At 73.1% G+C, this 21,523-nt stretch carries 22 protein-coding genes; 3 read left to right on the forward strand and 19 right to left on the reverse strand.

Going from position 1 to position 21,523, the window contains the following annotated elements:
* Positions 1–5 precede the first annotated feature (5 nt).
* From hemC to IOD16_RS34620, 6 genes are all read right to left on the reverse strand, one after another.
* Entirely contained in the window at positions 6–974 is a 969-nt protein-coding gene (hemC, locus tag IOD16_RS34595) for a hydroxymethylbilane synthase (protein WP_123745160.1), read from the reverse strand.
* On the reverse strand, positions 971–2,314 hold the full coding sequence (locus tag IOD16_RS34600) for a glutamyl-tRNA reductase (RefSeq protein ID WP_201437780.1): 1,344 nt from the start codon (positions 2,312–2,314) through the stop codon (positions 971–973). Before IOD16_RS34600 ends, hemC begins: the two co-directional genes overlap by 4 nt.
* Positions 2,315–2,351: 37 nt before the next feature.
* On the reverse strand, positions 2,352–3,137 hold the full coding sequence (locus tag IOD16_RS34605) for a redox-sensing transcriptional repressor Rex (protein WP_236594553.1): 786 nt from the start codon (positions 3,135–3,137) through the stop codon (positions 2,352–2,354).
* Positions 3,138–3,293: 156 nt separating this feature from the next.
* Positions 3,294–4,796, reverse strand: a complete 1,503-nt coding sequence (locus IOD16_RS34610; RefSeq protein WP_236594554.1) for a molybdopterin-dependent oxidoreductase — start codon at positions 4,794–4,796, stop codon at positions 3,294–3,296.
* Positions 4,797–4,870: 74 nt separating this feature from the next.
* Positions 4,871–5,107: a glutaredoxin family protein gene (locus IOD16_RS34615; RefSeq protein WP_201437781.1), complete on the reverse strand. Its 237-nt coding sequence runs from the start codon at positions 5,105–5,107 to the stop codon at positions 4,871–4,873.
* Positions 5,108–5,111: 4 nt separating this feature from the next.
* On the reverse strand, positions 5,112–6,599 hold the full coding sequence (locus IOD16_RS34620) for a class I adenylate-forming enzyme family protein (protein WP_201437782.1): 1,488 nt from the start codon (positions 6,597–6,599) through the stop codon (positions 5,112–5,114).
* Between the two features lie 171 nt (positions 6,600–6,770).
* On the opposite strand from IOD16_RS34620, the gene IOD16_RS34625 reads away from it, so the two are divergent.
* From IOD16_RS34625 to IOD16_RS34635, 3 genes are all read left to right on the forward strand, one after another.
* On the forward strand, positions 6,771–7,424 hold the full coding sequence (locus IOD16_RS34625; RefSeq protein WP_201437783.1) for a sigma-70 family RNA polymerase sigma factor: 654 nt from the start codon (positions 6,771–6,773) through the stop codon (positions 7,422–7,424).
* 102 nt (positions 7,425–7,526) lie between these two features.
* The gene (locus IOD16_RS34630) at positions 7,527–8,615 is read left to right on the forward strand and encodes a DUF5667 domain-containing protein (RefSeq protein ID WP_201437784.1); all 1,089 of its coding nucleotides are present in this window, start codon (positions 7,527–7,529) and stop codon (positions 8,613–8,615) included.
* Between the two features lie 39 nt (positions 8,616–8,654).
* A complete protein-coding gene (locus tag IOD16_RS34635; protein ID WP_123745153.1) occupies positions 8,655–9,542 on the forward strand; it encodes an HAD family hydrolase in 888 nt (295 codons plus the stop codon).
* 410 nt (positions 9,543–9,952) lie between these two features.
* Here the strand turns inward: IOD16_RS34635 and IOD16_RS34640 are convergent, their stop codons facing one another.
* From IOD16_RS34640 to IOD16_RS34700, 13 genes are all read right to left on the reverse strand, one after another.
* Positions 9,953–10,981 carry a lysophospholipid acyltransferase family protein gene (locus IOD16_RS34640; RefSeq protein WP_201437785.1) on the reverse strand — a complete coding sequence of 343 codons (1,029 nt, stop codon included), beginning with the start codon at positions 10,979–10,981 and terminating at the stop codon, positions 9,953–9,955.
* A gap of 55 nt (positions 10,982–11,036) precedes the next feature.
* Positions 11,037–12,080 (reverse strand): NAD-dependent epimerase/dehydratase family protein, encoded by a 1,044-nt coding sequence (locus IOD16_RS34645; RefSeq protein WP_201437786.1) that lies wholly within the window; start codon positions 12,078–12,080, stop codon positions 11,037–11,039.
* Positions 12,081–12,289: 209 nt separating this feature from the next.
* Complete coding sequence (locus tag IOD16_RS34650; RefSeq protein WP_015105422.1) at positions 12,290–12,391, reverse strand: 30S ribosomal protein bS22; 102 nt, start codon at positions 12,389–12,391, stop codon at positions 12,290–12,292.
* 122 nt (positions 12,392–12,513) lie between these two features.
* Complete coding sequence (locus IOD16_RS34655) at positions 12,514–12,717, reverse strand: helix-turn-helix domain-containing protein (protein WP_123745150.1); 204 nt, start codon at positions 12,715–12,717, stop codon at positions 12,514–12,516.
* Between the two features lie 120 nt (positions 12,718–12,837).
* The gene (gene proC, locus IOD16_RS34660; protein ID WP_201437787.1) at positions 12,838–13,650 is read right to left on the reverse strand and encodes a pyrroline-5-carboxylate reductase; all 813 of its coding nucleotides are present in this window, start codon (positions 13,648–13,650) and stop codon (positions 12,838–12,840) included.
* A 127-nt stretch (positions 13,651–13,777) separates the two neighbouring features.
* Entirely contained in the window at positions 13,778–14,584 is an 807-nt protein-coding gene (locus IOD16_RS34665; protein ID WP_201437788.1) for a thioesterase family protein, read from the reverse strand.
* 8 nt (positions 14,585–14,592) lie between these two features.
* Positions 14,593–15,513, reverse strand: a complete 921-nt coding sequence (locus IOD16_RS34670) for a proline dehydrogenase family protein (protein WP_201437789.1) — start codon at positions 15,511–15,513, stop codon at positions 14,593–14,595.
* Between the two features lie 149 nt (positions 15,514–15,662).
* The gene (locus IOD16_RS34675) at positions 15,663–16,448 is read right to left on the reverse strand and encodes a sugar phosphate isomerase/epimerase family protein (RefSeq protein WP_123745147.1); all 786 of its coding nucleotides are present in this window, start codon (positions 16,446–16,448) and stop codon (positions 15,663–15,665) included.
* Complete coding sequence (locus IOD16_RS34680; RefSeq protein WP_201437790.1) at positions 16,445–17,674, reverse strand: hypothetical protein; 1,230 nt, start codon at positions 17,672–17,674, stop codon at positions 16,445–16,447. Before IOD16_RS34680 ends, IOD16_RS34675 begins: the two co-directional genes overlap by 4 nt.
* Positions 17,674–18,684 carry a Ppx/GppA phosphatase family protein gene (locus IOD16_RS34685; protein ID WP_201437791.1) on the reverse strand — a complete coding sequence of 337 codons (1,011 nt, stop codon included), beginning with the start codon at positions 18,682–18,684 and terminating at the stop codon, positions 17,674–17,676. Before IOD16_RS34685 ends, IOD16_RS34680 begins: the two co-directional genes overlap by 1 nt.
* A 27-nt stretch (positions 18,685–18,711) precedes the next feature.
* Positions 18,712–19,392: a response regulator transcription factor gene (locus tag IOD16_RS34690; RefSeq protein WP_123745146.1), complete on the reverse strand. Its 681-nt coding sequence runs from the start codon at positions 19,390–19,392 to the stop codon at positions 18,712–18,714.
* On the reverse strand, positions 19,389–20,588 hold the full coding sequence (locus IOD16_RS34695; protein WP_123745145.1) for a sensor histidine kinase: 1,200 nt from the start codon (positions 20,586–20,588) through the stop codon (positions 19,389–19,391). The genes IOD16_RS34690 and IOD16_RS34695 overlap by 4 nt, the downstream gene beginning before the upstream one ends.
* Before the next feature lie 108 nt (positions 20,589–20,696).
* Positions 20,697–21,512, reverse strand: coding sequence for an oxidoreductase (locus IOD16_RS34700; protein ID WP_201441692.1), 816 nt, complete (start codon positions 21,510–21,512; stop codon positions 20,697–20,699).
* Positions 21,513–21,523 lie beyond the last annotated feature (11 nt).

The raw sequence follows: 21,523 nt of genomic DNA on the forward strand, positions 1-21,523 counted from the left end.
CCCCATCAACTACGCCCCGCCGGCGACGCGGTGGCGTGGCCGGAGAGGTCGAGCAACTCGGCGGCCAGCGCGCGGCCGAGTTCCTCTGCTGCGGTCAAGTCACCAGTGGCGGACGCACGGAGGAGGTCGCCATCCTCCGTCGCCATGACCCCGCGCAGGGACAGGCGGAGCACGACTCGCGTCGAGCCGTCCGCGTCCCCGTCGCCTGCGTCTTCGGCGAGGTCTTCCACCACATCGGCCAGTGCGCCGACCGGCGCGCTGCAGCCTGCCTCGAGCGCGGCCAGGAGGGCGCGCTCGGCGGCGACAGCGGCCCTGCTGGCCGAATCGTCCAAAGTGGACTGGAGGAGGTGTTCGGCGTCGACGTCGTCGACCCGGCACTCCACTGCGAGGGCGCCCTGTGCGGGCGCGGGGAGCATTTGGATGGGCTCCAGGGTCTCGGTGATCTCGGCCGTGCGGCCGAGGCGGGCGATGCCGGCGCGGGCGAGCACGACGGCGTCCAGTTCGCCGTCGGCGACCTTGCGGATGCGGGAGTCGACGTTGCCGCGCAGGGCGACCACCTCGATGCCCAGTCCGAGCGCGTTGAGCTGGGCGGCGCGGCGGGGTGAGCCGGTGCCCACCCTCGCGCCGGTCGGCAGCTCGCCGAGGGTCAGGCCGTCCCGGGCGACCAGCGCGTCACGCGGGTCCTCCCGGGGCGGGACGGCGGCCAGCGACAGGCGCGGGTCGCGCGCCGTCGGCAGGTCCTTGTACGAGTGCACGGCGACGTCGATCTCGCCGTTCGCGAGCGCGTCGCGCAGCGCCGAGGTGAACACCCCGATGCCGATCTCGGCGATGGGCGCGGACGAGCGGTCACCGGGCGTGGAGATCGTGACGATCTCCACGGTCGCGCCCGCGTCGCGCAGCGCGTCGGCCACGTGGCCGGTCTGCGCCAGCGCGAGGGCGCTGCCGCGGGTGCCGATCCTCAGGGTGCGGTTCACCGCTTCTCACCTTTGGGTTGCGTCGAATGGGGGGTGCTGACGGCGGACGGCGCCTGCGGGTCGAGCCCGAACAGCTCGCGCAGCGCCTCGGCGTACCCGGCCCCGCCGGGCGCCGCGGCCAGCTCCTTCACCCGCACGGTGGGGGTGTGCAGGAGCTTGTCCACCACCCGGCGCACGGTCTTGGCCAGCTCGTCGCGAACCGGGGCGGGCAGCTCGGGCAGCCGCGAGTCCAGCCGCAGCAGCTCGGCGTCCACGACCTCGGCGGCACGCTTGCGCAGCGCCGTCACGGTGGGCGTGACCCCGGCCGAGCGCTGCCCGGCCAGGTAGGCGCGGACCTCCTCGGCCACGATCTCCGCCGCGCGCAGCGTGCCCTGCCCGGTCGGGGCGTCGGACAGCCTGCGCTGGAGAGTCTCCAGGTCGACCACGCGGACGCCGTCGAGCAGCGCCGCGGCCGGGTCGACGTCCTTGGGCAGGCCGAGGTCGCAGACGACCAGCGGCCGGTCCGGCGCGCGGTCGCCGATGTGCTCGGCGCCGACGACCGTGCCGACGGAGCCGGTGCACGCGAACAGCACGTCGGCCTTGGCGACCTCGTCGGCCAGGGCGGTCAGGCCGGTCGAGGTGGCGTTGACGCCGTCCGCGCGCAGGGCCGTGGCCAGGCGTTCGCCGTTGGCGGGCGTCCGGTTGGCGATCACGACCTCGCCGATGCCGGCCCGGCGCAGGTGGGCGGCGGCCAGGCCGCCCATCGACCCGGCGCCGACGATCAGGGCGGTGCGTCCCTCCAGCCCCACCTTGCCGCCGGAGGCGCGGCGCAGCGCGGTGTCCGCGTCCCTCAGCGCCTCGGAGACGACGGACGCGCCCGCGTGGTCGATGTCGGTCTCGGTGTGCACGCGCTTGCCCACCCGCAGCGCGTGCTGGACCAGCTCGTGCAGCGTGCGGCCGACCACGCCCTGCTCGTCGGCGGCGTTGTAGGAGTTGCGCAGCTGGCCCAGGATCTGGGCCTCGCCGACGACCATCGAGTCGAGGCCGCCGGCCACCGAGAACAGGTGTTCGACGGCGGCGGCGGAGTAGTGCACGTACAGGTGCTCGAACAGGTCGGCGGGCTCGGCCCCGGCCTGGCGGGCGAGCACCTCGACGACCTCGTTCATGCCGCCGTGGAACGTCTCGACGACCGCGTACACCTCGACCCGGTTGCAGGTCGACAGCAGCACGGCCTCGGACACGCTCGGCGCCTTCAGCAGCTGGTCGAGGACCTTGCCGCGGTCGGCGTCGGCGACCACGACGCGCTCCAGCACGGGAACGGGGGTGGTCCGGTGGGAAAGGCCTACGACGAGAACGCTCATGATGCGCGCACCACCGATCGGCTCACTACCCGCACGATCACGGGCGAATCACCACCCCGTCCACACCGATGCCGTTGACCACGTCACCGGCGGCCTCGTCAGCCCGCCGCGCGACGTGGAACGACAGGATCTGCATCTCGACCGCCAGGTCGACCTTGCGCACTTCGACGTAGTCCGGCACTTGGAGCACGACGGGTGCGAAGTTCAGGATGCACTGGACTCCGGCGGATACCAAACGGTCGCAGACGGCCTGAGCTGCCTGTGGGGGTGTCGCGATGACCCCGATCGAGACCTCGCGCTCCGCGCAGACCGACGTGATGTCGTCGATGTGGTCGACCGGGATGCCGCCTACCGGCACTCCCGTCAGGTCCGGGTCGATGTCGAACAGCGCGGCGACCGGGAAGCCGCGGCTGGGGAAGCCGCCGTAGTTGGCCAGCGCGTGACCAAGATTACCGATCCCGACGACCGCCACCGAGTGCTTGCGGGTGAGGCCGAGGATGCGCTCGATGTGGCTCACGAGCACCTCGACGTCGTAGCCGACGCCGCGCGTGCCGTACGAGCCGATGTAGGAGAGGTCCTTGCGGAGCTTGGCCGAGTTGACCCCGGCCGCGCCCGCGAGCTCCTCGCTGGAGATGGTCGTCACGCCCTGCTCGACCATGCCCGAGAGCACGCGGAGGTAGACCGCGAGCCGCGCCACCGCCGCCTCGGGGATCGCGCGCGCCCGCTCCCGGACGTCGGCGGGCGCTTCGGGGCCGGTCTCTCCTGGGCCGGTCTCCCCTGGGCGGGTCACGACACCGTCACCCTCGCCCCGCTGAGCCGCCACGCTGGAACTCCTCGACATCCGTCGCACTGACCCGCCGGGCATCGCCACCAGCGGAGTGATACACCCACCGTACCGCTTGTGAACGCTTGCACAAAGTCGGCGACCGGACCCCCGACCGTGATCGGGGCGCGGTTCCACCTTGGGGTGAATCCAGGGTCACCGGACCGTGAAGAAGACCGAGTGCCAGCCGGTCGCGCCGTCCGGGGCCGGGGCGAGGCGCGCCTGGGGCTGGGTGAAGCCCGCCCGGTCGGTGGCGCGCGACTCGACGGTGTGACCGCCGGGCGGCAGGTCCAGCTCGACCCGCCACATGCGCCACGTCGAGCCGTTGACCTCGTCGGAGAGGGTGGCGGTCCGCCACGGGCCGTTGTCGACGCGCACCTCGACCCGCTCGACGCCGGTGGGCTGGGCCCACGCCACGCCGGTGGCGACGACCCGGCCGGAGACCGCGGACCGGACCGCCGGGCGGTCGATCCGGGACATCACCTTCACCGGCGCCCGTCGCGCCCACCCGCGGTCCAGCCAGTAGCCGCGCCTGGCCTCGAACGTGGTCAGCTCCAGGTCGACGACCCACTTCGTGGCCGAGACGTAGCCGTAGAGGCCGGGCACGACCAGGCGGGCCGGGAAGCCGTGCTCCAGCGGCAGCGGCTCGCCGTTCATGCCGAGGGCGATGAGCGCGCCGCGGTCCTCCTCCAGGACCACGTCGACCGGCGAGCCCGCCGTCCAGCCGTCGGCGCTGGTGGAGAACAGCTGGTCGGCGCCCTCCCGGACGCCCGCCTCCAGCAGCACATCGCGCAGCGGCACGCCGACGAAGTTCGCGGTGGAGATGTAGGGCCCGCCGACCTCGTTGGACACGCAGACCATGGTGATCGTGCGTTCGACCAGGTCACGGCGGCGCAGGTCGTCGTAGCGGAGGGTGAGCTCGCGGTCGACCAGGCCGTGCACGCGCAGCGCCCAGTCCTCGGCGCGCACGCGCGGCACGCTCAGCGCGGTGTCGATCCGGTAGAAGTCGGCGTTCGGCGTGATGAAGGTGGGCGTGCCCTCGGCGGCGAAGTCCGCGCCCGGCGGGACGGGCGGCGCGGGCGAGGCCGGTTCGAGCGCGCCGACGGCCCCCCGTGAGGCCTCGACGTCCACCCGGCCGCCGGCGAACCGGCCGACCAGGGCGGCGAGACCGGCGCCCGCGGCCGTCGCGCCCGAGGCGATGAGGAACGCGCGCCTGCCGGCCGCGGGGTCGACCGGGTCGAGGGCCTTGGCGTGCAGCCACCGGAACACCGCCACACCGGCGACCAGGGCCGCCACCGGCGCGAGGACGCCCAGTTGGCCCAGGTCGGGCCGGTGCAGGGCGGCGCCGACGCCGAGCAGGCCCAGGACGACGGCCAGGACCGTGCCCGGCAGTGGCGAGCGGCGCGACAGCAGGCCCGCGACGACGGCCGCGACCAGCAGGACCACGGCCATGCCGAGCAGCAGCACGAGCTTGTCGTAGGTGCCGAAGGTCCGGACCGCGAAGTCCTTCAGCGCGCTCGGCGCGAGGTCGATCGCGGTGTTGCCCACCGCGAGGAACGGCGAGGCCGACGGGCCGACCACGCCCGCGACGAGGTGCCCGGCCGCGAGCGCGGCGGCCACGCCGAGGATTCCGATGAGGGCGGCGGTCGCACGGGTCACACCCTGATTCGACACCCTCGACCACCCGGTCCGCCGATTCCGTAAGCGGTCGGTAATCGTCCGCTCCCCCGCGCTCAGCGCAGGGCGGCCCGCAACCGGTCCTCCTCGACCGACCAGTACCCGTGCTCCTCGCCGTCGACCAGGATCACCGGCACCCGGTCGCCGTACTCGGCGCGCAGCTCGCGGTCGGCGTCGACGTCCCGCACGTCCCAGGGCACGCCCAGCTCGCCGCAGATCCGCTCCAGGTCGGCCCTGGCCTGCTCGCAGGCGTGGCAGTCGACCCGGCTCATCAAGGTGACGTGGTGGCTCACGGGTTCAGGCTAGGGGTAGGCGCAGCCGGGCCCGCGCGAGCTTGCCCGTCGGCGAGTGCGGCAGCGCGTCGGCGAACTCGACCACGGTCGGCACCTTGAACTTCGCCAGCCGGCCGGCGCAGTGGTCCTTCACCACGTCCTCGGTGAGCTCCGCGCCGGCGGCGGGCACCACGACGACCTTCACCGACTCGCCGGTCCGCTCGTCCGGCACGCCGACCGCCGCCGCCTCGGCCACGCCCGACAGCTCGGCCAGCACCTGCTCGACCTCGTGCGGGTAGACGTTGAAGCCGTTGACGATGATCAGGTCGCCCGCCCGGTCGACCAGGTGCAGGTCGCCCTCGGCGTCGAGGTAGCCGACGTCGCCGGTGCGGAACCAGCCCTCGGCGTCGGGCCCGTGCGCGCCGTCCGGCCAGTAGCCGCCGAACAGGTTGTCGCCCTTGGCCGCGACCAGGCCGGTGCCGGGCTCGTCCTCGTCCTGGTCGAGCGGCCGGCCGTCGGTGTCGACCAGCCGGATCAGCACGCCGGGCAGCGCGCGGCCGACCGAGCCCGCCTTGGGCGCGCCGCCGGCCAGGGTGGTGGTCAGCACGGGGCCGGTCTCGGTCAGGCCGTAGCCCTCGTAGACGGGCAGGCCGACGGCGTCGCGCATGGCGTCCAGCAGGCCGGCCGCCAGCGGCGCCGCGCCGGAGGTGAACAGGCGCACCGTGGCCAGGTCCTCGCGGAGCCGTTCGACGGGCTTGGCCAGGATCGCCGCGTACATCGGCGGCACGCCGACCACCGTGGTCACCCGGTGCTCGCGGATCGCGGTCAACGCCTGGTCCGGGTCGAACCGCTCCAGCAGCACGGCCGTGGCGCCCGCGCCCGCCACCTGGAGCAGGCCGGGGCCCAGGCCGTAGACGTGGAACAGCGGCAGCGCCAGCAGCACCCGGTCGCCCGCCGTCACCGGCGCGGGGCGCAGGGACGCGCACTGGGCGACGTTGGCCAGCAGCGCCCGGTGCGACAGCATCGCGCCGCGCGGCGAGCCGGACGTGCCGGAGGTGTAGCCGAGCACGGCCAGGTCCTCGCCCGAGCCGATCGCGGCGAACTCCTCGCCCGGCTCCATCGACGGCGCGGGCAGCACCTCGACGTCCACGCCGCCGCCGTCGCCGACGAGCAGCTTCGCGCCGCTGTCGTCGATCAGGCGCTGCAGCTCGCGCGCGGGCTGGCCGGGCCCGGCGGGCACCAGCACGCCGCCCGCCCGCAGCACGCCGAACACGGCGACGCAGAACGGGGCGCCGGTGGGCAGCCGCACGACCACCCGGTCACCGGGTCGCACGCCCGCCCGGACGAGCCGGTGCGCCTCGCCGTCGACGGCGGCGTCGAACTCGGCCCAGGTGTGCTCGGTCGCGGTGGTCCGGCCGTCGGCGGTGGTGACATCCACCAGCGCGGCATGCTTGGGTCCACGGTGCGCGGAGGCGCGAACCAGGTCGGCGATGTTGCTTGCGGATGCGGTCAACGTGACCTCCTGGTGAACCACAGCGGACCTCAGCGCAGTCTGTCACGGGCGGGCGGCGTCACGCAGTGCCTCCGTCCGCGTCGCAGATTCGAGACCACTTGCCGCTACCTACTACGGAGTAACAACACGTATGCTGCCGGCACGGCGACTCTGTGGAGGTGCCGCGAGCCGATGACCGCAAGGGCACGCGAGAACTCCGTCCGAACCATCCGGACGCTCCGCTCGAAGTGGAGTGCGGGAGGGCAGTCCAGCACGATCGAGAGCGTGGAGAGCAACGCGGCCGAGGAGCCGTGGAACCTGGTCCGCGCCGCTCAGGGCGGCGACACGGACGCGTTCGGCGCGCTGTACGACCGGTACGTCGACGTGGTGTACCGCTACGTGCTCTTCCGGGTCGGCGACCGCACCCTGGCCGAGGACGTGACCAGCGAGACGTTCCTCCGCGCGCTGCGCAGCATCGGGTCCATCAGCTACCAGGGCCGCGACGTGGGCGCCTGGTTCGTCACGATCGCGCGGAACATCGTCTTCGACCACGTGAAGTCCAGCCGCTACCGGTTGGAGATCACGACGGCCGAGCTGGCGGACAACCGCGAGGTCACGGACGGTCCCGAGCAGGAAGTGCTGACCGACGCGACCAACGCCGAACTGCTCCGCTGTGTCGCCCAACTGGGTGACGACCAGCGCGAATGCATCACCCTCCGCTTCATCCAGGGCTTGTCCGTGGCGGAAACGGCCGCGAGGATGGGACGCAATGAGGGCGCCATCAAGGCCTTGCAGCACCGGGCGGTGCGCCGGTTGGCCCAACTGCTGCCCACCTGGCTGCGGTGAGATCACCGTCGCACCTGCCGGCGTGCGCGTAACCCCGGGACCTCCTGGTTCGTTGTCCTGGGCAGGAGCGCTCGAGACGTGCGGGATGGTTGGCCAAGCGGGATGGTAGGCAACGGGATGACGCCGCTGCGGCGGCACAGGCAGCGCGAGCGGTTCGCTCGCGCGGTCGACGCGCCTCCCGGGTCCGCGCCGCCCGAGGACGAGGAGCTCGCCGAGGAGCTGGCGGTGGTCGCCCTGCTGCGGGAAGCCGCAGTCACGACGGGGCCCGACGAGGCCGCCAAGGCGCGGATGCGGGCACGGGTGCTGGGCGCGGCCGAACCGCCGCCGACGAAGCTCGCCCGGCCCGTCCGGGAACGCCGCACCGGGGCCCGCGGTCGATTAGCGGTGGCCCTCGCCGCCGCGCTGTGCCTGCTGTTCTCGCTGGCCGGGATGAGCCTGCTGCTCAGCCGGGACGCGTTGCCGGGCGACGCGCTGTACGGCGTCAAGCGCACCGCCGAGTCCGCCTCGCTCGGCCTCACCTTCGGCGAGGAGTCGAAGGGCTACAAGCGCCTGGAGTTCGCCGCCGCGCGCGTCGCCGAGGTCGAGACCCTCGTCGACCGGTACCGCGAGTCCGGCGGCGGGCCGCTCGGCGGCTACCTGACCGCGTTGACGGACTTCGACGCCGACGCCGCGGCCGGTTCCCGCGCGCTCGCCGCGCTCGGCTCCAACTCGGACCGGCGCGTCCTGGAAGGGCTGCGCGACTGGGCCGACTCGCAGGCCGCGCGGCTGACCGGGCTGCGCGCGTCGCTGCCCGCCGAGGCCGCCGACCGCGCGGGCACGTCGCTGGACCTGCTCGACCGGATCGCCGACCGGGCGTCCGCGCTGCACGCCCGAGCCGACTGCGCGTCCGTGACGTCGGGGCAGGTCGACCAGGTCGGGCCGCTGCCCGCCGAGGACGAGTGCGCGCCGCCGCCCGCCGTCCCCGGCGCCTCGCCGAGCGACCTGCCGTCCGTGCCGCGGACCACCACCGCCGCCGCCGCCGCGCCCACCACGTCCGGTGACGTGCCCGGCGGCACGAGCACACCGGGCGACGTGCCGGGCACCACGGCCCCGTCCGCGCCGCCGGCGCCGACCACCACGACCCCCGGACCGGTGCTGCCGCTGCCCACGCTGACCCTCCCGTCGCTGCCGCTGCCCGGCCTCGGCGGCTGATCGCTACCCTGTCCCCATCGGACCGCGGGAGGCGCTGACGTGGTGAAAAGGCGTGTGGTGGAGGGCTCGGCGGAACGGGAGCGGCGTGCCGCGCTGGCCGGCGAGGCTTCGGCCGAGGCCGCGACGACGGTCGGGCCGTCCGGGAGCGCGCCCACCGACCTCACCGCCGCCGCCTTCTTCGACGTCGACAACACGATGATGATGGGCGCGTCGATCTTCCACTTCGCCCGGGGTCTCGCGGCCCGCAAGTACTTCAAGAACTCGGACCTGGCCGGGTTCGCGTGGCAGCAGCTCAAGTTCCGGGTCGGTGGCCGGGAGGACCCCCAGAGCGTGGCGGCGTCGCGCGAGCAGGCGCTCTCGTTCGTGGCGGGCCGGTCGGTGGCGGAGCTGATCTCGCTCGGCGAGGAGATCTACGACGAGCTGATGGCCGACCGGATCTGGGCGGGCACCCAGGCGTTGGCGCAGATGCACCTGGACGCCGGGCAGCGGGTGTGGCTGGTCACCGCGACACCGGTGGAGCTGGCGCAGATCATCGCCCGGCGGCTGGGCCTGACCGGCGCGCTGGGCACGGTGTCGGAGCACACGGACGGCATCTACACCGGCCGGTTGGTGGGCGACCTGCTGCACGGCCGGGCGAAGGCGCACGCGGTGCGGGCGCTGGCCGCGAAGGAAGGCCTGGACCTGCGCCGGTGCACGGCGTACTCGGACTCGGTGAACGACGTGCCGATGCTGTCGGTGGTCGGCACCGCGGTCGCGGTGAACCCGGACTCCGGCCTGCGCGAGACGGCCCGCAAGCGCGGCTGGGAGATCCGCGACTTCCGCACGGGCCGCAAGGCCGCGAAGATCGGCGTCCCGTCCGTCCTCGGCGCGGGCGCCCTGGCCGGCGCCGTGGCCGCCACCCTGGCCTACCGCCGCCGCGACCGCTGACGCCGGCGAGTTGTCCACAGGCACGCTCCCGACCGACCTCGATCGTCGGTCCACTGCGGCAGACTCACAGCAGGGGTCCCCTTGCCGGGGACGCCTGCGAAGCCGCGGCCGGGGAGCACGTCGCGACGTCGGCGACCTCCGGGAAGACGTCACCGAGCCACCGCCGAGCCGGGACGAGACGGATCGCGCGCGGTTCGGTGCGGCCATGCCCCGCCGTCCCGGGCGACCCAGCGAGGCACGTCGTCCCAGAATCCCCCTCGCCGGGGACCCCTGCGAAGCCGCGGCCGGCCGGGGAGCACGTCGCGACGTCGGCGACCTCCGGGAAGACATCGCCGAGCCACCGTCGAGCAGGGACGAAGCGGTTCGGTGCGGCGTGCCCGGCCGGCCTGGGTGACCCTGCGAGGCCGTGGTCAGCCGAGGAACACGTTGCGGCGTTGGGTGAGCAGCCGGTACAGGGTCTGCTGGATGGTTTCGCGCACCTGGTCGGTCAGGTTGAACACCAGCATCGGGTCGTCCGCCGCGTGCTCGCCGTAGACGTCGGTCCGGATCGGCTCGCCGAACTCGATGTACCACTTCGACGGCAGCGGGATCGCGCCGAGCGGGCCGAGGAACGGGAAGAACGGCGTCACCGGGAAGTAGGGGAAGCCGAACAGCCTGGCCAGCGCCTTGATGTCGCCGATCTTCGGGTAGATCTCCTCGGCGCCCACGATCGAGCACGGGATGATCGGCACGCCGGTGTTCAACGCCGCCGACACGAACCCGCCCCGGCCGAACCGCTGGAGCTTGTACCGGTCCTTGAAGGGCTTGCCGATGCCCTTGAAGCCCTCCGGCCACACCCCGACCAGCTCACCCGACCTGAGCAGGCGCTCCGCGTCCGGGTTGCACGCCAGCGTCTGCCCCGACTTGCGCGCCAACGCGCCGAGCACCGGCGTCTTGAACACCAGGTCGGCGCCGAGCATCCGCAGGTGGCGGCGCTTCGGGTGGTCCGCGCGCACCGCGTAGGCGGTCATCGTGGCGTCCAGCGGCAGGGTGCCGGAGTGGTTGGCGACGATCAGCGCGCCGCCCTCGCCGGGGACGTTGTGCATCCCGATGGTCTCCACCCGGAACCACTTCTCGTACAGCGGCTTGAGCGGCGGCATCAGGACGTGGTCGGTCAGGTCCGGGTCGAAGCCGAACTCGTCCACCTCGTAGTCGCCCTGCACGCGCCTGCGGGCGAACGCCAGCAGCTCGGCCAGGCGCCGCTCCCAGCCCGCCGGCTCCTCGGCCGACGCCGGCTCGGGCGCGACCTCCGACGCGCGCTCCGCGGCGGCCTCCGACGCAGGGTCCGACGCGGCCGGTTCGGGCACGGGAACCGGCCCGGGAGCCCGGTCCGCGCCGCGCCGTCGCCGGGCCGCCTCCCGGTCCGCACCGTGCAACGGGATCACCCGTGCCTCTGCCACGTGCCACCTCCTCTGTCCGACCGCCGACGTCGTCTGATCGCCGACCCCGCCGACGTCACCGCCGGTGGAACCTGGCGGCCAGGTCGAGCACACCGCGCTCGACCGACGCCGCCATCCCTGGATCGATCACCGGGCGCAGCGCGCGCCCGCTCACGTAGTCGTCGAACGCCTGCTGGGTGGTCCACCTCGGGGTGAACCCGAACTCCCGCCTCAGCAGCGTCGTGTCCATCACCCGGCCCCAGTTCAGGAACCTCATCTGGTCGGGCGAGAAGTCCACCAGCCGGGCGCCGCGGAACAGCCGGCCCACCGTCGGCACCGCCGCGCTGGGCACGGGCAGGTTGACCCGGCCCGCCCGGCGGATGGCCTGCGACAGCATCAGCACGCCGGCGCCGCCCACGTTGTAGACGCCGGGCAGGTCGTGCAGCGTGGCCCGTTCCAGCACGGCCAGCGCGTCCTCGGCGTGCAGCAGCTGCACCCTGGCGTCGTACCCCATCACGGTCGGCACGACGGGCAGGGCGAAGTACCTGGTCAGGATCGTGTCGATGCGGGGGCCGATGAAGTTGCTGAACCGCAGCGCGGTGACGTCCACGTCCGGCCTGCGGCGCGCGAACCCGCGCACGTATCCCTCGACCTCGACCGCGTCCTTGGCGTACCCGCTGGACGGCAAGTCCTTGGGCCCCATGTCCTCGGTGAACACCGCCGGGTCGCGCGAGCTGGACCCGTACACCGCGCTGGTCGACTTCACCACCAGCTTGCGCACGTGCGGCGACTTCTGGCACGCGGCCAGCAGCTGCATCGTGCCGATGACGTTCATCTCCTTCATCACGGTCCGCCCGCTGGGGCCGGCCGGGTTCGCCGTCACCGACGCGTGCACGACCGTGTCGACCTGCGCGGTGGCGATGACCTTCGCGATGAGGGGGTTGCGGATGTCGGCGCGCACGAACTCGGCGCGGCCCATGCGGCGCAGCAGGTCGCGTGACGGCGGCTCGGTGTCGACGCCGAGCACGCGTTCGATGTCGGGGTCGGCCGCGAAGCGCGCGGCGAGGTGACCGCCGAGGTAGCGGCTGCAACCGGTGACGAGAACGACCTTGGGCGCCATGCGACTCCCTGTGCGGGTGGTGCGACTCGACGATGCTAACCGGGAACCGGCGCCGTGATCGGTCGCGGAACGTCCTCTTGACGCAGGTCACCGGCCTTCGCCGGGGAATCACCCGGATGGCGGGGCCGACCTGGGCGGCGTGGGACGAAGACACCGCCAGTCCCGCGACCGGTGCGGCCGGGGACTGGCGGTGCTAGAACCCGCAGGGGCTACTTGCCGCGCTTCCTGCGCTGGACCCGCGTCTTGCGCAGCAACTTGCGGTGCTTCTTCTTCGACATGCGCTTGCGGCGCTTCTTGATGACCGAGCCCATGCGGGTTCCTTCACTACTAGACGTTGGTGGTCTCCACGCGCCGGTGGAGACACCCGTCAAGTGGGCGCGCCGACACCAGGCACGAACGGCCTATGAGTTTACCCGGCGGCCCGATCGCGCCGTCACCCGGCGTCGAAGTAGGCGTTCCGCAGGTACTCGTTGACCGCCTTCTCCGGCACTCTGAACGACTTTCCCACGCGCACCGCCGTCAGCTCACCGGAGTGGACCAGGCGGTACACCGTCATCTTGGACACGCGCATCATCAGCGCGACCTCGGCGACCGTCATGAATCTGACTTGACCGAGCGACTTCTCCTCCGCAGGCATGGATCACCGCGTCCTTCGACACGCGTCGTGCCGTCGGCTTCCCCACCGACGGTTCGACACGCACGTGCTCCCTTGAGGGTAACGGGACGGGTGGGACTGGTGCGACGGCCAATGGCGGTATCAGTCCGCCTCGTGGCCCCGTCCCAGTTCCACCGAACGGTCGCGGGCCGCCTCGATGGCCGCCAGCATGGCCGCGCGCACCCCGTGCTTCTCCAGCTCGCGGATGGCCATGATGGTGGTGCCGGCGGGCGAGGTGACGGCCTCGCGCAGGATCACCGGGTGCTGGCCGCCCTCGTTCAGCATCGTCGCCGCGCCGACCGCCGACTGGATGATCAGCCGGCCGGCCAGGTCGCGCGGGATGCCGAGCAGGATGCCCGCGTCGATCATGGCCTCGACCAGGTAGAAGAAGTAGGCGGGGCCGGAGCCGGACAGCGCGGTGACGGCGTCCTGCTGGTTCTCCGGGACGCGGGCCACCTTGCCGACGGTCCCCAGCAGCTCCTCGACCAGGTTCAGGTGCTCGTCGGTGGCGTACCGGCCCGCCGAGATGGCGCTCATCGCCTCGCCGACGACCATCGGGGTGTTCGGCATGACCCGGACCACGGGGGTGCTGTCGGGCAGCCTGCGCTCGTACAGGGACGTCGGCAGGCCCGCGCACAGGGACACGACGAGCGTGCCGGGCTTGAGCACGGGTGCGAGCTCGTCCAGCAGCGGTTCGATGTCCTGCGGCTTGACCGCGACCACGAGGACGTCGGCCCGCTGGGCGGCGCCGGGCACGTCGAGGCCCTCCACCCCGTACCGCTCGGTCAGCGCGGCGGCCCGTTCCGGGTGCTTCTCGGTGAACAGCAGGTCATCGGCTTCGCGCCCGCCTTGGAGCAGCCCCGACAGCAGCGCTTCGCCGATCTTGCCGGCACCCAACACGGCGATGGTCGTCATGCGCCAAGCGTGCCACGCCGGCACAACCCGAATACCCGCAGGTCCCGCCCCCGCCGACCCCTCAAGATCCGTGAGTCCTGCGTTCACGTCGCGAGAGTCCTACGTCCAGGGCACCTGAGTTGAACGCTCAGGTCGCGGGCGTCAGCGCCAGCTGCCGCGCCTGGCACACGAGCCGCCCGGCCGAGTCGATCACCACGGCGTCCTCGTCGAACCACTGCCCGTGCACCGCGCTGCACGACACCCGCACGCGCAGCCACCCCGGCGCCGGGTTCGCCCGCAGCAACGCCGTCAGCTGCACGGTCGGCGACCACCCGAACCGGCCCAGGTTGAACGTCACCGGCATCGAGATGTCCCCGACGACCAGCGCGAAGTACGGGTCCGGCCGCTCGCCCAGCGGGCGCGCCCACAGCCGCAGCACCAGCGGGTCGCCGACCCGGCCGTTCAGGAACCCCGCGCCCGCCTGGTCCAGCCGCACGTCGCACACCGCGCCGAGCTTGTACACGCCGGCCGAGCCCATGGACGCCAGGTCGATCGCGTCCGGCGGCGGCGCGGCGGGCATGTCGGGCAGGTCGGCGTAGTCCGGCGCGGCCGTCGGCATCCGCCCGACCGTCACCACCGCCTCCACGCAGCTGCGCCCGCGCTGCTCCAGCGTCGACGTCACCACGGTCGCCGTCCGGCCCGCCTTGCGCACCTGGGTCCGCACCAGCACCGGCCCCACCTCGGGCGCGCGCAGGAACTGCGTGCTCACCGCCAGCGGCGCCAGCTCGTCCGACCCCGGCACGGCCGCCCGCGCGCTGTCCACCGCCGCCCGCGCGACCAGGGCCAGCAGGAACCCGCCGTGCGGCTTGGGGCCGACGGTCCACTCGGCGGGCAGGGAGGCGGTGTACGTGCCGTCGCCGAGGGGGCGGACCGCACTGGCTACCGAGAAGGACACAGGGCTCCTCACGAGCGGCTGACCAGCGAACGCAGGAAGAACGCGACGTTGGCCGGCCGCTCGGCCAGCCGGCGCGTCAGGTAGCCGTACCACTGCCGCCCGTACGGCACGTAGACGCGCACGACGTGCCCCTCCGCCGCGAGGTGCCGCTGCTCGGCCGGCCGGACGCCGTGGAGCATCTGGAACTCGAAGTCGTCGACCGCCTTGCCGTACCAGCGGGCGCGTTCGGAGACGATCTCGATCAGGCGCGGGTCGTGGGTGGCGAACATCGGGTACCCGGAGCCGGCCAGCAGGGCGTTGGCGCAGCGCACGTAGTTGAGGTCGACCTCGTGCCGGTCGACGTAGGCCACCGACGGGGGTTCGGCGTACGCGCCCTTGCACAGCCGCACGCGCGTGCCCGCGAGGTCGCGCACGTCGTCCAGGGTGCGGCGCAGGTACGCCTGGAGCACCGCGCCCGTCGACGGCCAGTGGCGGCGCAGCTCGGCGAGCACGCGCAGGGTGGCGTCGGTGGTGGTGTGGTCCTCCATGTCGACGGTGACCGCGGTGCCCGCCTGCTCGGCCGCCGCGCACACGCGGGAGGCGTTGTCGAGCGCGAGCGTCTCGCCCGAGCGGAGGCCGACGGCGGACAGCTTCACGCTGACCTCGGCGTCCGCGGCGAGGCCCAGGTCGTGCAGCTGGTCGAGCAGTTCCAGGTAGGCGCGCACGGCCAGGTCGGCGGTGGCGCGGTCGGTGGTGTCCTCGCCGAGGTGGTCGAGGGTGACGCGCAGGCCGTCGCCGATCAGCCGGCCGGCGGTGTCGATCGCGTCGGCGGTGGTCTCGCCCGCCACGAACCGGCGCACCACGTCACGGGTGACGGGGGCGGTCGCAACGAGCCGGCGCACCGCGTCGTTGCCCGCGGCGGCGAGGATCGACGTGCGCACCGGGTTCACGATCAAGACCCTAGCCGCTGACCCGCGGCGGAGCGGATGCGAGTTGGCCCTCCGTCCACCTGAGCGTTCAACTCACGTGTTCCGAACGTAGGACACGCGCGTTCTGAACGTAGGACTCACGCGGCGTGGAGGTAGGACTCTCGCGGGGGTCAGAGGTGCAGGCGGGCGAACAGCAGGGACTCGGTCAGCAGTTCGGTCCGCTCGGCGGGGGTGCGGGCGCGGCGGGTGTTGACCTCCAGCACGACCTGCCCGGTGAAGCCCGTGCGGGTCAGCCGGCCCAGCAGCTCGCCGCACGGCTGGGTGCCGCGGCCGGGCACCAGGTGCTCGTCCTTGGGCAGGCCGGAGCCGTCGGCCAGGTGCACGTGGGTCAGCCCGTCGCCCATGCGCTTGGCCAGCTCCATCGCGTCCATGTGCGCGGCCGAGGCGTGCGACAGGTCCAGCGTGTAGTTCCGGTGGCCGACGTCGGTCGGGTCGATCGACGGCCGGAACGCCGTGACCTGCACCGACCGCCCCCGCCCGAGGGGGCGCCGCACCGGGAACATGTTCTCCACCGCGATGGCGACGCCGCTGTCGTCCTCCAGCGAGGCGACCAGGTCCGCGAACCCCTCCGCGTACCGCCGCTGCCACACGAACGGCGGGTGCAGCACGACCGTCCGCGCACCCAGGTCGCCGGCGGCCTGCACGCTGCGCCGCAGCCGCTCGGCCGGGTCCGGCGACCACACGCGCTGGCTGATCAGCAGGCACGGCGCGTGCACGGCCAGCACCGGCACGCCGTAGCGCTTCGACAGCCGCCGCACCGCGCTCACGTCCTGGCTCACGGGGTCGGCCCACACCATGACCTCGACCCCGTCGTACCCCAGCTCGGCCGCCGCCTCGAACGCGGCGCCCGCGGGCTGCGGCCACACGGCCGCGGTGGACAGGCCGACCGGGATCAAGAGTTCACCAGCAGCATCGCCGCCGGCGACACCGTCACGATCAACCCGACGAGCACCGCCAGGACGGTCGTCTGGAGGTCGTCGGCCCGGCGGATCTTGCGGACCATCATCACCAGGCCGACGGTCACCGCCAGGGCCACCACCAGCGCCGCGGGCGCGGCGGTGCGCCACAGGAAGTTGAAGCCGAGCCAGAGCGCCGCGCCACCGATCACGCCGGCGGCCAACTGCCCGATCATGAGCAGCCACTCCTTGCCGGCCGAGCGGTCGGCGGGGCGCTCGTCCTCGTCGTCCTCGTCGAGGTCGCCCAGCCCGGCGGGCCCGTCGTCGTCGAGGTCCCGGCGCGCGAAGTCGCGGCGCGGGTAGTCGTCGTCCTCCTCTTCCTCGTCGAGGTCGACGTACGGGTGGAACGCGGTGCTCTCGCCCTCGACGGCCTCCTCCGGCTCGTCGTCGCCGAACCAGTCCTCGGCGGACTGGTCGGGCAGCGGGTCGGGCAGCCTCGGCGGCGCGGGCGGCACGATCAGCACCGACTCGGTCGGCAGCGACTCCAGCGGCACGTTCGGCGAGAGCTTGTCGGTGATGCGCGGCATCACCTCGGTGACCGGCTCGCGGACCGGCGGCTTCACCGCGGGCGGCGCGCCGGGCGGCACGGGCCGCACCACGTTCGTGCGCGACGCCTCGGGCTTGACCGGCGGTTTCGGCAGGGCGGACCGGGACGGCTCACCCTGGTAGTCCGCCACGATCGGCGGCACGACCCGGGTCTCCTCGGCGGGGTCCACCTCGGGCGCGCGTCTGCGCCCGGACTCGGCCTTCTTCGGCGGTTCGAGCCGGGAAGCGGGTGGTTCCAGCCGCGAGGCCGGCGGTTCCAGGCGGGACACCGGCGGCTCGGGACGCGACACCGGCGGCACCGGCGGCTGGTAGGCGGTGCGCTCGGCCTCGACGGGACGCTGCCGCTGCGGCAACGGCGCGGGCGTCGTCGGTGGCGGTGGCGGTGGCGGTGCGGCCGGTGGCGGGGCGGCTGGCGGCGGCTCGGACTCGTCGCGGATGGCGCGCAGCCGGCCGCTGTCGGAGTTGACCCGGTCGATGATGGCCTGCGGAGCGGTGTCCGAGGTCTCTTCGGCACGGCGCCGTCGCCGACGCGGCGTCACCTCGCCGGAGCCCGCGCCGTACTGGGCGAGCAACTCCGCGACGGTGCGCTGGGTCTGCTCCGACTCGCTCTCTCGACTCATCAACTCCACCGTGCCCCGTGGCGGCCAGTCCGTCCAGTGTCACCCGTCCGGCGGGTGCGATCCGGTGGGGTGTCCGGTTCCGAACCATTAGTGTGGTCCAGCCGACGCAGGATGACACCTTCCCGCAGTGCCCAGGGACAAATCTCCAGCTCGCCGAGTGACAGTGCTCGCATGGTGGCCTCCGCCACCAACGCGCCCGCCACCAGCTGGTGAGCCCGGCTCGCGCTCACCCCTTCGAGCTCCGCCAGGTCCGCCGCGGACATCCGGGAGATGAACGCGATGAGCTGCCGCAGGCCCGAGTCGGTGAGCACGCGCCGCGCGTGCGGACCGGCCGACGACGGCGCGGCGCCGGTTAGCCTGGCCAGCGTGCGGAACGTCTTCGACGTCGCGACCACCCGATCGGGGGTCCCCACCCGGCGGAGCTTCTTCGCCACCGGCGCCAGCTGCTCGGCCAGCCACTCGGCGGTCTCGCCCACCTCGGCCCTGGTCGGCGGGTCGTGGCGGAACCGGGTCCGGGTCAGCCTGCCCGCGCCCAACGGCACCGAGAACGCCTCCTCCGGCTCCTCGTCCACGCCGACCGCCAGCTCCAGCGACCCGCCGCCGATGTCCAGGCACAGCAGCCTGCCCGCCGACCAGCCGTACCAGCGGCGCACCGCGAGGAACGTGTAGCGCGCCTCGTCCTCGCCGGTCAGCACCTGCAGGTCGACACCGGTCTCGGCGCGCACCCGGTCCAGGACCTCGGCGGAGTTGCCCGCCTCGCGCACCGCGGACGTGGCGAACGCCATCAGGTCCTCGCAGCCCAGCCGCTCCGCCGCCGCCTTGGACGCGGCGACGGTGCGCACCAGCTGGTCGGCGCCCTCGCGCCCGAGCATCCCGACGCCGTCCAGCTGCTCCGCGAGGCGCAGCACGGACTTCTCCGAACTCATCGGCGTCGGGTGGGCACCACGATGAGCGTCCACCACCAAGAGGTGGACGGTGTTGGACCCGACATCAAGCACCCCTAGGCGCACGCGGTGCACCGTACCTGGTCGGGATGATCAGGATTCGAACTTGTATCCCAGTCCGCGCACGGTGACCAGGTACCGGGGCGCCGAGGGGTCGGGCTCGATCTTCGACCGCAGCCGCTTGACGTGCACGTCCAGGGTTTTCGTGTCACCGACGTAGTCCGCGCCCCACACCCGGTCGATCAGTTGGCCGCGGGTCAGGACGCGGCCGACGTTGCGCAGCAGGTACTCCAGGAGGTCGAACTCCTTGAGCGGCAGGCTCACCTCGCCGCCGTCCACGGTCACCACGTGCCGCTCCACGTCCATCCGCACCGGCCCCGCCTCCAGGACCTGCGGCAGCAGCTCCTCGGACTCGCCGCCGCGCCGCAGCACGGCCCGGATGCGGGCGATCAGCTCACGGGCCGAGTAGGGCTTGGTGACGTAGTCGTCCGCGCCCAGCTCCAGGCCCACCACCTTGTCGATCTCGCTGTCCCGCGCCGTGACCATGATCACCGGCACGGCGGAGCGGGCCCGCAGCTGCTTGCACACGTCCGTGCCGCTCATGCCGGGCAGCATGAGGTCGAGCAGCACGATGTCGGCGCCGTTGCGGTCGAACTCCTCCAAAGCCTCCTGGCCGGTGGCCGCGAGCGCCGCGGTGAAGCCCTCCTTGCGCAGCAGGAAGGCGAGCGGATCGGCGAAGGACTCCTCGTCCTCCACGATGAGCACCCTGGTCACAGCTCTCCTCCGTGGTTGCTGCCCGCGCCGCTCGGCACGGGGCTCGCCAGCTCCTGCGCCGGCAGGTCCTGGGTGGGCTCGTCCTGGTCGGGATGAGCCGGGATGCGCAGCGTGAAGGTGGAGCCGGTGCCCGGCAGGCTCCACAGCTTCACCTCGCCGCCGTGGTTGTTGGCCACGTGCTTGACGATGGCGAGGCCGAGCCCGGTGCCGCCGGTGGCGCGCGACCTGGCCTTGTCGACCCGGTAGAAGCGCTCGAACACGCGGATCTGCTGGTCCTCGGCGATGCCGATGCCGCGGTCGGTGACGGCGATCTCGACGAAGCCGTCGACGAGCTTGCGGCTGACCGACACCGGGCTGCCCGGCGGCGAGTAGGCGACCGCGTTGTCCAGGAGGTTGCTCAGGGCCGTGACCAGCAACGTCCGGTCGCCCTCGACCTCCAGGCCGCTCGGCTCGTCGGTGGCGATCTCGATGCCCGCGGACTCGGCGGCCAGCCGGGAGCGGCCCATCGCCTCGTCGATGACCACGTCGACCTCGACCCGGCTGAGCTCCGGCAGCTTCTCCGCGCCCTGCAACCGCGACAGCGCGATCAGCTCGGTGACCAGCGTGCCCAGCCGGGTGGCCTCCTGCATGATCTTGGCGCTGAACCGGCGGACCTCCTCCTGGTCGTCCGCGGCGTCCAGCACCGCCTCGGCCAGCAGCGCGAGCGCGCCGACCGGGGTCTTCAGCTCGTGGCTGACGTTGGCCACGAAGTCGCGCCTCGTCGCCTCCAGCCGCACCGACTCGGACTCGTCGGTGGCGTCGACCACCACGAAGCCCTCGGTGAGCACCTTGACGGTGGCGTGCACGGCCTGCGGCTGGCGGCCCTTGATGACCTCCAGCGACGACAGGTCCACCGAGACCACCCCACCGCCGCCGCGGGCCATCTCGGCGGCGCGCCTGGCCCGGTCGTCCGCCCGGTTGTTGCGCACCACGCCCAGCTCCTCTGCCCGGGAGTTGTGCAGCACCACGTCACCGAAGGCGTTGAGCACGGCGATGCCGTCGGGGGACGAGTGGACGACCATGGCCATCAGGTCGGCGACGGTGAGCCCGCGCGGACGCGTGTCGCGGGCCCGCGCGGTGGTCCGTCCGGCGAGGAAAGCGACGCCGCCGATCAGCAGAGCGCCGATCGACAGGACGAGGTAACCCGTTGCGGTCACGAGCGCATCGTAAGCAGGTCAGGCGGGGTACGGCCTAGAGCTCAGGCCTGGTTCGTGACTCCTGCGACACCGTCCGGGACCGATGTTCTCCCGGCGGACGACCCCCGTTCACCCAATCGTGTCCAATTGAGCCAGGTCTTGTTCGGACAGGTGCAGATCCGCGGAAGCCAGGTTCTCCTCCAGGTGACGAGTGGAGGACGTGCCGGGGATGAGCAGGACGTTCGGCGCGCGGTGCAGGAGCCACGCCAGCGCCACCTGGCGGTCGGTCGCGCCGTGCCTGGCGGCGACGTCGTTCAGGGTGTCGTGCTGCAGGGGCGTGAACCCGCCGAGCGGGAAGAACGGCACGAACGCGATGCCGTCGGCGGTGGTGCGGTCGAGCAGCGCCTCGTGCTCGCGGTCGGTGACGTTGTAGAGGTTCTGCACGCACACCACCGGTGCGATCGACAGCGCCTGGTCCAGGTGGTGCTCGTGGACGTTGCTCAGGCCGAGGTCGCGGATCAGGCCCTGCTCGCGCAGCTCGGCGAGCACGGTGAACGGCTCCTCGACGGATTCGGGGTCGTGCTCGCCGCCGACGCGCAGGTTGACCACGTCGAGCCGGTCCAGGCCGAGGCGGCGCAGGTTGTCGTGCACGGCGTCGCGCAGCTGCCGGGGCTCCCGCGCGGTGACCCAGTCGGCGTCCGGTGTGCGGCGGTAGCCGACCTTCGTGACGATGGTCAGCTCCTCCGGGTAGGGGTGGAGCGCGGCCTTGATCAGCTCGTTGACCACGTGCGGGCCGTAGAAGTCGCTGGTGTCGACGTGGTCCACGCCCAGCTCGACGGCGCGGCGCAGGACGGCCTTGGCGTTCTCCGGGTCGGCGGGCGGGCCGAAGACGTGGGGACCGGCGAGTTGCATCGCGCCGTACCCGACGCGCTTGAGGTTCAGCATGGTGTCCACGA

Source organism: Saccharothrix sp. 6-C (assembly GCF_016695385.1).
GTDB lineage: Bacteria > Actinomycetota > Actinomycetes > Mycobacteriales > Pseudonocardiaceae > Actinosynnema > Actinosynnema texasense.

Bases quoted from the DNA above. Each gene is read 5' to 3' on its own strand.
- IOD16_RS34600 (WP_201437780.1), bottom strand. From the start codon at position 2,314: ATGAGCGTTCTCGTCGTAGGCCTTTCCCACCGGACCACCCCCGTTCCC.
- IOD16_RS34625 (WP_201437783.1), top strand. From the start codon at position 6,771: ATGACCGCAAGGGCACGCGAGAACTCCGTCCGAACCATCCGGACGCTC.
- IOD16_RS34630 (WP_201437784.1), top strand. From the start codon at position 7,527: ATGGTAGGCAACGGGATGACGCCGCTGCGGCGGCACAGGCAGCGCGAG.
- IOD16_RS34645 (WP_201437786.1), bottom strand. From the start codon at position 12,080: ATGGCGCCCAAGGTCGTTCTCGTCACCGGTTGCAGCCGCTACCTCGGC.
- IOD16_RS34650 (WP_015105422.1), bottom strand. From the start codon at position 12,391: ATGGGCTCGGTCATCAAGAAGCGCCGCAAGCGCATGTCGAAGAAGAAG.
- IOD16_RS34655 (WP_123745150.1), bottom strand. From the start codon at position 12,717: ATGCCTGCGGAGGAGAAGTCGCTCGGTCAAGTCAGATTCATGACGGTC.
- proC (WP_201437787.1), bottom strand. From the start codon at position 13,650: ATGACGACCATCGCCGTGTTGGGTGCCGGCAAGATCGGCGAAGCGCTG.
- IOD16_RS34680 (WP_201437790.1), bottom strand. From the start codon at position 17,674: ATGAGTCGAGAGAGCGAGTCGGAGCAGACCCAGCGCACCGTCGCGGAG.
- IOD16_RS34700 (WP_201441692.1), bottom strand. From the start codon at position 21,512: ATGCTGAACCTCAAGCGCGTCGGGTACGGCGCGATGCAACTCGCCGGT.